Source organism: uncultured Rhodospira sp. (assembly GCF_937138205.1).
Classification (GTDB): domain Bacteria; phylum Pseudomonadota; class Alphaproteobacteria; order Rhodospirillales; family Rhodospirillaceae; genus Rhodospira.
This window is the reverse complement of record NZ_CAKZOT010000038.1, coordinates 1-13,476: the sequence shown is the minus strand read 5'-3', so window position 1 is coordinate 13,476 and position 13,476 is coordinate 1. Positions and strand designations below refer to the sequence as shown.

At 66.6% G+C, this 13,476-nt stretch carries 13 protein-coding genes; all 13 read left to right on the top strand.

Annotation, left to right across the window (positions count from 1 at the left end; all coding sequences use genetic code 11):
* Positions 1-81: 81 nt before the first annotated feature.
* The 13 genes from Q0309_RS04225 (at position 82) to Q0309_RS04165 (ending at position 13,274) form a co-directional block, all read left to right on the top strand.
* On the top strand, positions 82-1,680 hold the full coding sequence (locus Q0309_RS04225) for an MMPL family transporter (protein ID WP_299437794.1): 1,599 nt from the start codon (positions 82-84) through the stop codon (positions 1,678-1,680).
* Entirely contained in the window at positions 1,670-3,082 is a 1,413-nt protein-coding gene (locus tag Q0309_RS04220; RefSeq protein WP_299437792.1) for a hypothetical protein, read from the top strand. Before Q0309_RS04225 ends, Q0309_RS04220 begins: the two co-directional genes overlap by 11 nt.
* On the top strand, positions 3,079-4,512 hold the full coding sequence (locus Q0309_RS04215) for a UbiD family decarboxylase (protein ID WP_299437790.1): 1,434 nt from the start codon (positions 3,079-3,081) through the stop codon (positions 4,510-4,512). Before Q0309_RS04220 ends, Q0309_RS04215 begins: the two co-directional genes overlap by 4 nt.
* Before the next feature lie 4 nt (positions 4,513-4,516).
* A complete protein-coding gene (locus Q0309_RS04210) occupies positions 4,517-5,410 on the top strand; it encodes a hypothetical protein (protein ID WP_299437788.1) in 894 nt (297 codons plus the stop codon).
* The gene (locus Q0309_RS04205) at positions 5,407-6,558 is read left to right on the top strand and encodes a beta-ketoacyl-[acyl-carrier-protein] synthase family protein (protein WP_299437785.1); all 1,152 of its coding nucleotides are present in this window, start codon (positions 5,407-5,409) and stop codon (positions 6,556-6,558) included. Before Q0309_RS04210 ends, Q0309_RS04205 begins: the two co-directional genes overlap by 4 nt.
* 20 nt (positions 6,559-6,578) lie before the next feature.
* Positions 6,579-6,830 carry an acyl carrier protein gene (locus Q0309_RS04200; RefSeq protein ID WP_299437783.1) on the top strand — a complete coding sequence of 84 codons (252 nt, stop codon included), beginning with the start codon at positions 6,579-6,581 and terminating at the stop codon, positions 6,828-6,830.
* A gap of 5 nt (positions 6,831-6,835) precedes the next feature.
* On the top strand, positions 6,836-8,461 hold the full coding sequence (locus Q0309_RS04195) for an AMP-binding protein (RefSeq protein ID WP_299437781.1): 1,626 nt from the start codon (positions 6,836-6,838) through the stop codon (positions 8,459-8,461).
* Entirely contained in the window at positions 8,424-8,681 is a 258-nt protein-coding gene (locus Q0309_RS04190; RefSeq protein ID WP_299437779.1) for an acyl carrier protein, read from the top strand. Before Q0309_RS04195 ends, Q0309_RS04190 begins: the two co-directional genes overlap by 38 nt.
* Before the next feature lie 2 nt (positions 8,682-8,683).
* Positions 8,684-9,730 (top strand): hypothetical protein, encoded by a 1,047-nt coding sequence (locus Q0309_RS04185; protein ID WP_299437777.1) that lies wholly within the window; start codon positions 8,684-8,686, stop codon positions 9,728-9,730.
* Between the two features lie 45 nt (positions 9,731-9,775).
* Positions 9,776-11,194: an FAD-dependent oxidoreductase gene (locus Q0309_RS04180; RefSeq protein WP_299437775.1), complete on the top strand. Its 1,419-nt coding sequence runs from the start codon at positions 9,776-9,778 to the stop codon at positions 11,192-11,194.
* Positions 11,191-12,018 (top strand): tryptophan synthase subunit alpha, encoded by an 828-nt coding sequence (trpA, locus tag Q0309_RS04175; RefSeq protein WP_299437773.1) that lies wholly within the window; start codon positions 11,191-11,193, stop codon positions 12,016-12,018. Before Q0309_RS04180 ends, trpA begins: the two co-directional genes overlap by 4 nt.
* 92 nt (positions 12,019-12,110) lie before the next feature.
* Entirely contained in the window at positions 12,111-12,872 is a 762-nt protein-coding gene (locus Q0309_RS04170; RefSeq protein ID WP_366940562.1) for a hypothetical protein, read from the top strand.
* 27 nt (positions 12,873-12,899) lie between these two features.
* On the top strand, positions 12,900-13,274 hold the full coding sequence (locus Q0309_RS04165) for an ectoine synthase (RefSeq protein ID WP_299437769.1): 375 nt from the start codon (positions 12,900-12,902) through the stop codon (positions 13,272-13,274).
* Positions 13,275-13,476: the final 202 nt, after the last annotated feature.

Genomic DNA, 13,476 nt, shown 5'->3' with positions numbered 1-13,476 from the left:
GCAACAGAGCTTAATCTCCCAATCCGACTGTCTCAAAGTCGTTGACACGTTCCGGCCAGCGTCCTCGTCACGTTCGGACTGATGGCCCGCTTCGGCGTGGCCCTCACGCCTCCGACGCAGCTGCTCATACCCCTGCTGCTCGTCGTCAGCTTGTGCATCTTCGTCCATTTCATCGCGGGCCTGTTCCGGGCCCGTCACGACACGGGGAGCAAGCCGACCGCCCTGGACGTGGCCATGACCCGGAGCCACGCGCCCATCGTCTTTTCCGCCCTGACGACGGCGGCGGGCCTCATCGGGTTCACCACGTCGACCCTGGCGCCCATTTCCTTCCTCGGGGTGTTCGGCGCCGTGGGAACGATGATCGCCTACCTCCTGGGCATGGGAGTGTCCGTCCTGGTGTTCCGGGGCCTGTCCGACCGCTTCTTCGAGCGCCGATACAAGGGCTTCCCGGCCGTGGTGAAAACCATGACGGCCCTGTCCCTGGCCGCCGCCCGGCGCCCAAGGCGCGTGTTGGCGGCGGTCGCGGGCATCGGATTGGTCTCCGGCATTGGACTGGTTACCCTCGAATACTCCCACAATTCCCTGCTGTGGCTGCCGGACACCAACAAGGTCCGCCTGGATACCGAACGGATCAACGAGACGTTCAAGGCGACGGTGAACCTGGAGGTGATCGTCCGCCCAAAGGCCGGACTGGATTTCCGGAACGAAGACCTGATGCGCCGCCTGGATGACGCCGCGATCCGCGTCCACGGGCTGACAGATGTGCCCATCGGCCGCCACACCAGCATCATCGACTTCTTGAAGGTGACCAATCAGGCGCTGAACGAGGGGGATCCCAGACACCACGTCGTCCCGACGCAACAGGAAATCTGGGATGAACTGCTGCTGCTGGAAAGCCAGGGCAACGACGACATGCTGCGCTACGCGACCCTGTCCTACGACGCGGGCCGCCTCACCTTCCTGACCCCATGGTTGGAGGCAAAGCGCTACACCGATTTCATCCATACGGTGCAAGACACCATCGACGGCGCCATTGGCGACCTGGCGGAGGTCCGCACCACGGGTCTGGTCGCCCTGCTCGCCGTGACCTCAACAGCCGTGCTCGCCAGCATGACCAGCAGCTATGCGGTGGTCCTCGCCCTGGTGACCCTGCTCATGTGCATCGTCCTGCGCAACCTGCGCCTGGGAATGTTGAGCATGATCCCCAATGTCGTGCCCTTCGTCGTGTTGCTGAGCATCATGGGCCTCCTCGGGATCCCGCTGGACACCTTCACCATCCTGATCGGCGGAATCATTACCGGCCTGATCGTGGATGACACAACGCACTACTTTTTCCAGTACAAGCGGAACCTGCGCGATACGGGCGCGGTGGAGCCGGCGATCCGGGCCACCATCGCCGAGATTGGCGTGCCCATCTTCACCACGACCGCCGTGGTCATGGCCGGGTTCGCCGTCTTTCATGTGTCGTCCCTCAACAACCTGCAAACCTTCGGTCTGTTGATGATGATCGGCGCCCCCATGGCTCTGATCGCGGACCTGATCGTCGCCCCGGCCCTGCTTGTGCTCTTCGCCAGGGGCTCCGCCGCTCCGGTCCCTGGCAGAGTGTCGTGCGCCGAAGCGGCTGGCGAGGTCAGCAAAGGTGCTCTCACGCCCGCGCTGGAGGCCAGCCATGCGTCTTAAGATCTGCGGCGCCACGAACCCCGCGGAGATGCGCGCCCTGGCCACTCTCCCGGTTGACTTCGTGGGTCTCTGGCACGGGATCCCCGGCGGCGCGGCGGACCTGTCCGTCCCACGCCTGCGGGACCTCGCGGCGATGGCAAGGAACGCGGGAGGGCCGGCGCCCGTCCTCGTGACGTTTCTCGGCGATGCCGCCGCCCTGGCGCGGGTCGTGGCGGAAACGGGCATCGGATGGGTCCAGCTTCACGGCTTCCAGTCGCCGGCCATGGTCAGGGCCTTGCGCGAGGCAGCCCCTGACGGAACACGGATCGTCAAGGTCCTCCATGTCGACGGTAGAACCTGTCTCGAACGCCCGTTGATCGGGGCCTACGAAGCCGCCGGGGTCGACCTGTTTCTGCTCGATCCGTTAACAGCCGACGGGCGCGTGGGCAGCACCGGCCAGCCTCTCGACCCCGCCGTCGTGTTGGATTTGGTGAGTTCGCTAGCGCAGCCCTTCCTGCTGGCGGGTGGGTTGTCGGCCGACAATCGGGGCATGTTTGACGCGGTCGTGTCGCACCCGCTGTTTTTCGGAATCGACGTGGACAGCGGCGCGCGGGGTGCCGATGGAGCCATCGCCCCGGACCGGGTCGCGGCCATCGCCCGCGCCTGGGAGGTCCCGGCTTCGCCGAACGAGACACGAGGCGTTTTCATCGAGACCCTGTTGTCCTCGTCCAGCCGGGTCATCGCCGAGATCAAGGCGCGCACCTCCGATGGCACGGACCTGCTTCGGGGACGGTCCGTCCAGGACCTCGTTCTCGCCTACCAGAGCGCCGGCGCGGCCTGTCTGTCCGTGGTCACGGGCGCCTGGTTCGGCGGCACGGAAGACTTGCTCGATGAGGCGGTCCGCGACGCCCGGGTGCCGGTCCTGAAGAAGGACTTCATCACCCGCGCGGACCAGATCCGGTCGGCCGCCGACCGGGGCGCCGCCGCCGTGTTGCTGACCGCCAAGCTGTTGCCTGGGCGCGCCCTACCCAAGCTGGTGGAGGCGGCCCTTGAAGCCGGCGTCACGCCATTCGTCGAGGTGTCCACCGAGGCGGAGATCGAACGGCTCACTCTGGGGCCGAATGGCATCATCGCGGTCAACAACAAGGATATCGAACAGCGGGAACGCGGGGCGGCGACCCTGGAGCGCAGTCTTGCGTTGCTGTCCCTCCTCCGGCGAACGGGCACCTGCTGCCCCGTCAGCGCGAGCGGCCTGGACACGCCGGACGATGCCGCGCGGATGCTCGAGGCGGGATACGAAGGCCTGCTCGTGGGCACGGGGCTGCTCCGGGCCGCGTCCGTCGTCGACTGGTTCGCAGGCCTCGCCACAAGACGCTCGCCTCACCGGGTCGGCCTTCCCCGCGCCTTGGAGGGGGTCGCATGACCGAGCGTCCCGCCCTCTCGATCCGCGCCGCCCTGGCGGCCGTTCGCGCCCGCGCACCCGGCCAGTGCCATCGCCATGAGGCCTTGGCGCCGACCGACGTGGCCGCCCACTTCGCCGACTGTTACGCTGGCGTCCCGGCCACCGGGCGGGCCTGTTCAGAGGACGTCGCACTGTATGACACCGGGACCGGCGCCCGTCTGCCCGTTCTTCTCGGGCTCTACGGAGACGAGGCGCGGGTCCGGGACTACCTACCGGGCCTGCCCGCGACCCTTGCGCCACAAGCAACCCTCCGGTGGCTTGAGGCGGCACCGAACCCGATCATCGTCAACAATCCGCCCTGTCGCCAGGTCACCGAAGCCGCCGTGGACCTGCGCCGCCTGCCGGTCCTGACCACCACGCCGCGCGACGCCGGACCCTATGTGACCATGGGCCTGGTACTGGCCCGCGATCCCGAGACGGGCGAGGATTCCCTGTCCATCCACCGGATGCTGGTCATTGGTCCGGACCGTCTGACACTTTGGATGGTACCGGGCCGACGCCTGCGTGCCCTGTACGAGGCCGCCGTGGCCCGGGGCGAACGCCTTGCCGTCACCGTCAACATCGGGCCGCCACCGGCGGCGGCCGTCGCCTCCGCCGTGGGGACGGCACACCTCCCGCACGGCCGCAGCAAGCTAGGCGTGGCCGGGGCGCTGGCGATGCAACCGATCCCGCTGGCCCAGGCCGCCGACCACCCCTGCCCGGCCCTGGCGACGGCCGAGATCGTGTTGGAGGGCTTTCTGGACGGCACACAGGCCGACGAGGGGCCTCACCCGCTGGGCAACGCCATGCCCGAATTCCTCGGCTACGACGGACCGGCCAAACCCGACCTCCCGGTCCTGACCGTGACACGCATGACCATGCGCGCCGGGGCGATTTACCAAGCCGTGATCGGACCTGGGCGAGAGCAATCCTCGATCCTGGGCATCGCCGGGGCCCTCTCCGTCGCCCTGTCCCTGGCTGGGGACGACCCCGCCCTGGCCGCGATGGTCCGGGACATCCGTTTTCCGTCGGCCGGGGGTGGGATGCTGCTGCTTGTTCTAAGCATCCGCAAGGCAAGGCCCGAGGATGACGTCCGGTTTGCGGCTCTCGCGCACCATGTGTTCGCCCGCCACGGTTTCGTGAAGCTGATCCTCTTCGTCGACGACGACATCAACCTGGACAACGCTGAAGATCTGCTCTGGGCCGTGACGACCCGGGCCAACCTGCGCACCGATTGCGTCGGCCTGACCGGTTATCCCGATCTGCCCATGGATCCGTCCCAGCGCGAGACGTGGCTGGCGGCACGGCCCGGCGACGGCCAGGGCGCCGGGCGAAGCTACATAGACGCCACGACGCCCTACGACCTGAGGGCCTCCACGGTCCGCAGTTTCGCCACGACGGTGGAGGCATGATCCGGTGACCACGCATCGCAACACGCCTATTCGCGTCCTGGCCGGGGCAGCCCGGCGTTTCGCGTGCGACCGGCCGGAGCACCTGCTCAATTGCGGCACCCACACCCCTTTGTCCCAGGGGATCGACGCCGTGGCGGAGTTGCTCAAGGAGACCGCCGGGGCGGCCTGGCCGGGTGAGGAGGCGCTTGTCGGGGTCGTGGGCACCTCGCGCTTCGGCGATCTCAGCACCCTCGCCCGCGTGACCCGCGGGTTCCAGAGCCAAGGGGCCTATGGAATCGATCCCATTCTGTTTTCCAAGGCCAACCAGTTCTTCCCCCTTTTCGTCACCGGCAAGCGATTCCGGTTTCTGGGGCCGGCATCAACTCTGTTCACCTCGGCCAGCGGGACCGCCGAGGCGATCTACTTCGCCCACCTCCTGTTGCGCACCGATCAAGCCACGCACGTGGTGATCTTTGACTACGAGGAGACCACGGACGCCATCGCCGACGACACCGTTGCCGGTGAGGTCCACGCCCTGCTGGTGGGGTTTGATACCGCCAGCCCGGATCGCGCCGGTCCGATCCTCGCGGGCTGCCGGCTCGGCTCGCACCTGGGACGCAACGGGGCGCGGGTGGACGCCGTGCGCCGTTTCCTGGAGGCGGAAGCCCGGACAACCGAGCGGTGCCTGCTCCTTTGCGACGACCAGGACGGGGCCCAGATTTCAGCCATGGGCGGTGACTGGCCCACCGTGCCATGGCCGGGCGGTTTGGTTCCGGGTGTTCTTGATCTCCTTACCGGGACGGCCCCGGCGACTGGCGCCGAAGACGCCGTCCGTCTCATCATCGTGCCCCCAGGCGAAGGAAATCTGCTGGCCCTGGATCGCGTTCCGTTTCCGTCCAGACCGGAGGCGACGCGATGAGGGAGCCCATCGCCATCACCGGTGTTGGGGTCGAGGCACCATTCGGCCGAACCCTGGACGATCTGGCGGCCGTGTTCGACGGGCGCCAGGCCCATGCACCGAGGCCAGTGACGGACCGTTTGCCGGTCGCGGATTGCCGCTCCACGATCGCCTATCCTCACTGGTCCGACCGATCGACCGACGCCCTCTTTGAGGCGGCGACCGATACTCTTCGGGCGGCCATCGAGGATGCCACCCTGGCCCGGGGCGAATGCCGGATCGGGCTCGCCATCGGCAGCATCAACGGCATGGACTTCGACGCCATCGGCCAGCCCGAGGCCGGCGTCGGGGTCAATGCGCTTGGGCGTCACTGCCATGGACGCCTGGGACTGACCGGCCCCCTGGTCCATGTGATGTCCGCCTGCACCAGCAGTGCCGCCGCCCTCTATTGGGGAAAGGCCGTTCTAGAGAACGGCGACGCGGACGTCATGCTCGTCGGCGGGGCGGATCGCATCCGGGCGACGGACTTCGCCGGTTTCAACATCCTGCGCGCCATGGATCCCAACGGCAGTCGTCCGTTTCACGCGGACCGCCGGGGCATCACCATGGGCGAGGGCGCGTGCTTTCTGGTCTTGGAGCGCCTTTCCCGGGCCCTGACACGCGGCGCCGGGATCCTGGCCATCTTTTCCGGTGGTGGCATGAGTTGCGACGCTCACCATGCCACGGCGCCCCGCTCCGATGGTCTGGCCGCCGCCATCTGTCAAGCGCTGCGCGCGGCCGGCCTGGCTCCCTCGGACATCCAATACGTCAACTGCCACGGCACGGGCACGCCGATGAACGACGGCGAGGAACTGAAGGCTCTGGGCCGAGCCTTCGGTCCGCATATGGACGCCCTCGATGTTGGCTCCACCAAAGGCTTCATCGGTCATTGGCTGGGAACCGCCGCAGCCATCGAGGCGGCGGTCCTCCTGCTTGTCCTGCGGGATCAACGGACGCCGGGGATGCCCTGGTTAAACGGAGAGGACAACCTTCCCGCGCCCCTCGCCGCCCGATCCCGCCGAAGGGACGGGAGACCGCTTTCACCCATTGATCATGTCATGTCGAATTCCCTCGCGTTCGGCGGCAACAACGTCAGCCTGATTTTCTCGCGCTACTCCAGAGTGGCTTAGCATGAAAAGGAACCGCCAGGATGAACACGGACAAGATTAGGGAAAGAGTCATGGAAGCCATAGAGCAGGCAGTAGGAGAGCCGATCCCTGTTTTGGATCTTTCTATGGATCTGGATGACCTGGGAATAGACTCCTTGACGGTTCTGCGCCTGCAAAACCTTCTTGAGAGTTCTTTTGGAGTGAAGTTGCCTGACAACTTTGTCGACTTGGTGAAAACGGGCGAAGATATCATTCCTGTCGTCGAAAAGACGTTGGGGGGCGTGGACGCATGAGGACGATGCTCTGCACCGCCCAAGACGGGCAGTCTGCCGTGACCGCCTCATCCCTTGTTGGCGGCCTCCTCGCTCAGGTGGCGCGCCAGCCGGAGGCTCCGGCCCTGGTCTGGCGGGAGGAAACAGTGACGTACGGCGCCCTCCACACCATGGCTCGGGCGGCCGCGTCACGGCTCCGGGCCCTCGGCCTGGTGAGCGATGCCCCGGTTGGACTGGTGGCGCACAAGTCCCCCCGCGCGATTGCCACGATCCTGGGGTGCCTGATGGTGGGGCAGCGGTTCGTCCTGCCCTCCACCCAACTCGCCCATGCAAGCCTGACGGCCCTCCTTGAAGGGGCGGGCTGTTCCCGGGTGTTGACGCCGGACCAAGCGACGGCGGCCGCCATGCCCGAGCTGGGAGCCGTCGCCGTGTTCGAGGACCACGCTCCCAGCGACATGGACGACGCGGATGCGGAAGTGCCCGCGGACTACTGGTTCCCTGCCGCACTCGGCGGTGCCGCCGAGGCCGATTGCTTCTTGCTAACGACCTCGGGCTCGACGGGTCTGCCCAAGGTGGTGCCGCTGTCGGTGGGGGCGGTCGACGCCTTCACCGATTGGGCCCTGGACCACTTCGACATCGGCCCCGAGACCACAGCCCTGAACCTCGCGCCCCTGAACTTCGATCTCTGCCTGCTCGACATCTGGGCCGTGCTGAAAGGAGGCGGGCGCGTCGTTCTGGTGGAGCAGGACCTCGCGACCAACGCCGCCTACCTGCTGCGGATGTTGGACGCGATACCCATCAACATAATTCAGTCAGTCCCCATGTTCTACAACCTTATCGTGCACGACACGCACGATACGCCCCGGTCCTTCCCGGCCGTGAAGCACGCGATTTTCACCGGGGACAGCATCTCTCGGTCCACCCTGGCGGCCCTTCCGAGCCTCTTTCCCGCGGCCCGGCTTCACAACATCTACGGCTGCACGGAAACCAACGACAGCTTCCTTTACGAGATGGATCCAGCGCGCGTGGACGAGCCGGGGCCGGTTCCCATCGGTCACCCCCTGCCTGGGGTCCATGCTCTGGTCCTGGACGAGACCGGCGCCCCGGTCGAGGGAACGGGGATGGGCGAACTCGTGGTCTCGACGCCGTTCCAGAGCCGGGGCTACCTCGACCCCGCGCGGAACGCGGGCAAGTTCTTCGATCGAAACGATGGCGGGGTGACGCGTGCCTTTTTTCACACCGGCGATCTGGTTTGCCGCCACCCGGACGGAACCCTGACCCTGGAGGGACGCAAGGATTTCCGGGTCAAGGTACGCGGCGTCCTGGTCAATCCGCAGGAAGTGGAGCGGATTATCCTGGGTCACGACCAGGTCTTGGAAGCCGCCGTTCTCGCCATTCCGGACGATACCGCGGGCCATCTGCTGCACGCGTTTGTGCACCGCAAGATCGGGGCCAAACTCAACAGCCTGACCTTGCGTCAGCACTGCGCGGCCCAATTGCCGCGCATGGCCATCCCCTCGCGGATCGACTTTGTCATCGCGGCCCTTCCCAAAACATCGACGGGGAAGCTGGACCGCCGTCAGTTGCTGAGATCCTGCCTAGAAGGAGAGAGTCATGACCTATCACGCGTCCATCAAACAGTTCCTGCTTGACGAGTTCGCGCGCGACATGCGGCCCGAGGAGATCGAAGACGACTTCGACCTGATCGGCAACAACGTGATCGACAGCCTCGGTCTTCTGAAAATCGTGGCTTGGCTGGAAAACCGCTACGGCATCTCCATTGACGTCATGGATACGGTTCCGGAGAACTTCAATTCCGTCACGGCGATCAACGCGTATCTGGAACGCGTCATCCCGACGAAAGTGGCCTAGCCGTGAGCGATCTCGTCGGCACCCTTTTGGTCGGGGATCAGGCGGTTTCCGTCGAGGCTTGGCGGGACTTCTGGGACCGTCTGCACGCCCGGTCGGTTTCCGGTCCGGAAGCCGCGGCCGTTCTGGCCAGCCTGTCGACCCGGCTTCCCGGGGCCGAGGGCTTGGCGTCCTTCGTCGGTTCGCTCGCCGAACGACGGCATGGCACGGCGACCGATGCCCCAAGTCCGGGACTGGCTCACCGAGCGGTCAATATTGTGGGGACCGGGGGCGGACCGGCCACGTTCAACATTTCGACGGCGGCCGCGTTCGTGGCCGCCGCCATAGGGGTCCGGGTCCTCAAGACCGGGTCGCGGGCGTATTCCAGCCGCTGCGGGTCTCTCGATCTGCTGGGCCGCCTCGGTGTGCCCCTTACCTCCTCGGCCGATGAGACGGAGCACATGCTGGGGCGCTTCGGCCTCGCCTTCGCGGGGCCGTACGTCTACCCGCCGGAATTGGTCCTGCTGGCCCGATGCGTCTTTCCCATGGACATGAAGCGACTGGGCCGCTGCCTGAACAGGCTGGGTCCCTTCCTGGCCCACGTGCCAGTCTCGGTCCAGCTCACGGGCCTGTCCGAGTCACCGCTGCTGGCCCCGTTCCGCACCCTGGCCGAAACACTCAACGACCGCCGTTATTGGTTCTGCTTCAATGAGTTGGGGGCGGACGAACTGCTCAGCGTCGGTCCCAATGACCTGGTTCGGTGCGGCACCGGCGACCCTGAGCGCATCGAGCCCGCCACCCTGGGGTTCGCCCCGGGGACTCTGGAGGACCTCCGGCCGGCGCCAGACGACGAGGCCATCGTGCCCCACTTCCTCGACATCCTGTCCGGAGACGGCCCGCCCGTGGCGGTGGACACCGTCTGCCTGAATGCCGCCGCCCTGGCTCTCGCTGGAGGGGTCGCGGCAACGTGGGATGAGGGCGTGGTCAAAGCCCGTGAGGCCGTCGGATCCGGCAGGTCCCGCCGTTTGGTCGAGTCCATCCGAACCGCCGAGAAGACCCGCTTGGCGGGGTGACTCCACATGGCGGGCCAGGAGATTGCCCACGAAGGAAACGGTTTCATGGAAGACGTGGTCTACATCATCGGGGGAGGCATCTCCGGTTTGGGCGCCGCCCATTTCGCGCGCGCGCATGGTCTCAAGCCGGTGGTCCTGGAGGCGTCCGACAGTGTTGGAGGCCGGGCCGGCGCCATCTGCAACGGCGAGCAATGGTACGAGACTGGAGGCAAGAACTTCGCCTCCGACTGGACGCTGTTCAACGGCATCCTGCGCACCTTCCACCCTCCATCCTTCGATCGGCAGCACCCGAGCTTCCACATTGTCATCAACGGGCGCCTGCACGGTTTCGACAAACGGGCGGCCCTGACCAATGGCCTGACCATGATGCGGGGGATCGGCCTGGGTGGAGTGCTGCGCTTCAACGCGCTGCTCAGGCGCGCCGCCCGGGAACGGGGAGACCTCGCCTATTTCGGCGACGCCATCCGCGCCTACGAGGAGCGCCACGACGATCAGCCGGTTACGGCCTACGTTCCCCGAGCCTTGGCCCAGGGACCGTTGCGGATGTTCACCGTGATCATGGGCGCCGCGGAACCGGACGAGTTTTCCTTCGCCACCCTGATGCTGCTGCTCGCGTCCTTCGGCAAGGGAAGCCACCATTCCTTGCCGCAAACCACCCGCGTTCTGTTCGACTATCTGGCCCGGGATGTGGACACGCGCACCGGCCATCGGGTGACCAACGTCGTCGTGGAGAACGGCCGGGTCCGCGCCGTCGAGGGCCGGGCCGGCGAAAAGCCCTTCCGTTACCAAACCGGCAAGGTCATCACGGCGACCCCGTTGCACCGGCTTCCCCACATCCTGGAGCTGAGCAGTGAGGCCGGCTATGCGGCGCAGTCCATCCCCTACCATCCGCTCGCCCTGATCAACGCCGACTACGACGCCGACGTGTTCACCCCGACCATGAACTCCATCATGTTCGACGTCGGCAGCCCCCTCGGCCACTGCTCGGCCAACCGCATGTACAAGCGCCATTCGGTGCGCTTCACCCTGTCCGGCCGCCACGCCCGGCCGCTTCTGGTCCTGGATGACGAGCGCCTGGTGTCCGTCGCGGAGAATGCCTTCCGCCGGGTTCATCCCATCCCCGGCAAACGCCGGTTCACCCATGTGACCCGGCACCTGGGCGGGATCTGTGCTTATGGCTTCCACTATTCCCTCGCGCGGCGGCGCCTGCTTGCGGAACTGGATCGGGTGGGAGGGCTGGCTTTCGCCGGCGACTACCTGTTCGGCCACAACATGGAAGGCTGCCTTCAGTCCGCCATGGCCGCCGTTCGGCATCTGACCGGAGAGACGGAGTGCTACCAGCGCCTGCACGAGTATCCGCAGGACACCGACTCCTCTGATGCCCCGCCCCCGACGCAGGGCTTAGCCCCCCCCTGCCCCGACGGAACGAAGCCTACCGGCGACCTCAAGGCAGCTATGTCATGAGCGCGTTCTTCGCACATTGCGGGGCCGGACACATCGGCCTGGCCCTGTTCCTGAACGCCGGGGACCCGCCGTTCGGCCTGTTTGAGCCCCTCGCCATGGCGCTGGACGACGCTGGCGTGGAGTGCCTGGAACTGGCGGTGCCCTTCCCGAACTCCATCACCGATGGCCCCGTGGTCCAGCGGTCCGCCCGCCGGGCACTGGACAATGGGGCCGACTTGAACGCTGTGCTCGCACACCTGGCCCGGCTCAGGCCGCGCTTGCGGCACATGAAGGTCGCCCTTCTTGCCGACTGGAGTCACACGGTCCGGCCTGTGTCTCTCGCTTCCTTCCTTGAGCAGGTGTCCGGAAGTGGCGCCGACGGCGTTCTCGTCCACGGCCTGCCGCCGCGTCAGGTCCCCGACCTGCACGAGGAAGCTGGGCGCCTGTCCCTGCCGGTGGTGACGTCCTGTTACGCAGCGTCCACTCCGGAGACAATGGCCAACGCAGCCCGTCAGGCGACAGCCTATCTCTACCTGGTGTCGCATTACGGGCGCACGGGGCAGTCTCCCCCCGGGGGCTTCGCCGGCCTTGCCCCGGTGATTGCCACGTTGCGTCTCCACTGTCGGTCGCCCATCGCCGTCGGCTTCGGGGTGAAGGCCCGGGAGCATGTCACGGCGCTCCGCGACGCTGGCGCCGACGCGGCCATTGTCGGCAGCACCCTGGTCGCCCGAATAGAAGACGCCGTCACATCAGGCGCCGACCCTGTTGCCGCGGCTCTGGCCCTGGTGGACGAGTTGCGCCCCGCCAGCAAACGTCCTGTTCCGCAACGGGAGGCCTGCACATGAACGCGGGTCACTCACGGGTTCCCGAAGGGACCAGGACCGGCGCCCGGCCACCGTTCGAGATCCGCCCCGGCAGCGGACGCGGCCGGTGGTGTTTGCGGTCCGAGTCCGAGCATCCCTTCTACTTCGATCACCCGTTGGGGCACCTGCCGGGGCTGCTGCTCCTGGACATGGCCCTCACCGCCATCGAACGGACAGTGCGGCCCGATGGCGGTGCCCTGTGGTGTCACCGTTTCGATGTGGCGTTCCGGGCCATGGCCGCCATTCGCCGGAGCATCGAGGCGGAGGTCAGCACCGATGGCCCGCACGGGTGGCATCACTGCCGCCTGACCCAAGACGGGCGGCTCGTCGCCGAAGCCGTCGGCGCGATGTCGGACATCGGCCCCTTGGCTTGTCCAACAAACCAGAGTGACCCGGCGCCCGCGTTCAGGCCCGTCGCGGCCGCCCGCGTGCGCAAGGCGCGAGCGGAAAATGTCTTCCTCGGCGAGCCGGATCCAACGCAAAGGTGGCGTATCGCCACCGCCGCTGAAGCCGCAAGGGCCAGCCTCGCCCCGGAACGGGACGGCGTCTACCGCCCCACCTACCTCGCCGAATGCTTCCTCCAGCTTTGCCGCACCGCCCGAGAGGTCGAGAGCGCAGCGGAGGAGGGAATTCCCGCGTCCCGGGAAATCCTTGTTCAACTGGGCGGTGTTCTGCCCCGCCCCCTCCCCGCGAGGGCGGAACTGGCCGTCGCCTTCGAGGCCCGTGACATCGACTTGTTTTTTCCGAGGGATGGCCGCGCCTTGCGGCGGGTTTCTACCGTTTATATCGGAAAAGAGGACGTCGGTTGCTTGTACTGTGACGCCATCCAACTCTAAAGGCTTGTATTGGGAAGGAGAGAGAAGATGATCGTGCGAACAATCGATGAAGCAAAGACCGTTGAGTGGGGTGCTGGTTTAAGCCGTCGCTTCCTCCTGGAAGCGGACAACATGGGCTATTCACTGACGGACACGATCGTATCCGCCGGCACCCGCTCCCTGCTCGAATACAAACGCCACCTTGAGGCCTGCTACTGCATCGAAGGCCGTGGCGCGGTCGAAACGCTGGACGGCACGGTCCACGTTATCGAGCCCGGCACCATGTACGCCCTCGACGAGCATGACGCCCACTACCTGATCGCCGATCCGGACACCGATCTGCGCCTGGTCTGCGTGTTCTCACCGGCCTTGAAGGGCGACGAGCGGCACACCCTAAACGGCGGACAATCCTCCCATTACTGATCGTCCCCTGGCCAATCCGTGGCGGCATGGCGGTGCCGTCCAGGCCAGGGTGGGACTGCCAAGAAGCGTGTTTTCGTCCTTCGGCGCTCGGGAGGCCCTGCCATCCCCTCGCCCGGGACAGTCGCGAACGTCGCCATCGGTGAGGCACCCCTCTGTGCCAACGATCATGAGACAGCTGCCCCCCACACGTTTAGACTTGAGG

Coding starts and splice junctions, on each gene's coding strand:
- Q0309_RS04225 (WP_299437794.1), top strand. CDS start 82: ATGGCCCGCTTCGGCGTGGCCCTCACGCCTCCGACGCAGCTGCTCATA.
- Q0309_RS04220 (WP_299437792.1), top strand. CDS start 1,670: ATGCGTCTTAAGATCTGCGGCGCCACGAACCCCGCGGAGATGCGCGCC.
- Q0309_RS04215 (WP_299437790.1), top strand. CDS start 3,079: ATGACCGAGCGTCCCGCCCTCTCGATCCGCGCCGCCCTGGCGGCCGTT.
- Q0309_RS04205 (WP_299437785.1), top strand. CDS start 5,407: ATGAGGGAGCCCATCGCCATCACCGGTGTTGGGGTCGAGGCACCATTC.
- Q0309_RS04200 (WP_299437783.1), top strand. CDS start 6,579: ATGAACACGGACAAGATTAGGGAAAGAGTCATGGAAGCCATAGAGCAG.
- Q0309_RS04195 (WP_299437781.1), top strand. CDS start 6,836: ATGCTCTGCACCGCCCAAGACGGGCAGTCTGCCGTGACCGCCTCATCC.
- Q0309_RS04190 (WP_299437779.1), top strand. CDS start 8,424: ATGACCTATCACGCGTCCATCAAACAGTTCCTGCTTGACGAGTTCGCG.
- Q0309_RS04180 (WP_299437775.1), top strand. CDS start 9,776: ATGGAAGACGTGGTCTACATCATCGGGGGAGGCATCTCCGGTTTGGGC.
- trpA (WP_299437773.1), top strand. CDS start 11,191: ATGAGCGCGTTCTTCGCACATTGCGGGGCCGGACACATCGGCCTGGCC.
- Q0309_RS04165 (WP_299437769.1), top strand. CDS start 12,900: ATGATCGTGCGAACAATCGATGAAGCAAAGACCGTTGAGTGGGGTGCT.